Source organism: uncultured Roseibium sp., assembly GCF_947499295.1.
Classification (GTDB): domain Bacteria; phylum Pseudomonadota; class Alphaproteobacteria; order Rhizobiales; family Stappiaceae; genus Roseibium.
Map to the genome: position 1 here is coordinate 1 of NZ_CANMNP010000174.1, position 221 is coordinate 221.

The 221-nt window shown below is 57.5% G+C and carries 1 pseudogene; it reads left to right on the forward strand.

Features of this window, described 5'->3' with window-relative positions:
• Nucleotides 1-214, forward strand: a pseudogene (locus tag Q0835_RS30280) (IS5/IS1182 family transposase); the annotation flags it as partial.
• Nucleotides 215-221 lie beyond the last annotated feature (7 nt).

The window sequence follows — 221 nt, forward strand, 5'->3', positions numbered from 1 at the left end:
TATCGCCGAACATGGCCGAATGGCGTGGCAGTCAGCGACGGGCTACAACGGCAGAGCCCTCGTTGAAGCCCAGATCGGGCGCCGCAAGTTTGTCATCGGGCCCGAGCTGAACGCCAGGGAAATGAACCGCCAAATTACAGAAAACCAGATCGCTACAAAGTCCCTCAACCGCATGACACGTCTCGGGCGTGCGGTCTTCAAACGTGTCGCATAGTTACTTG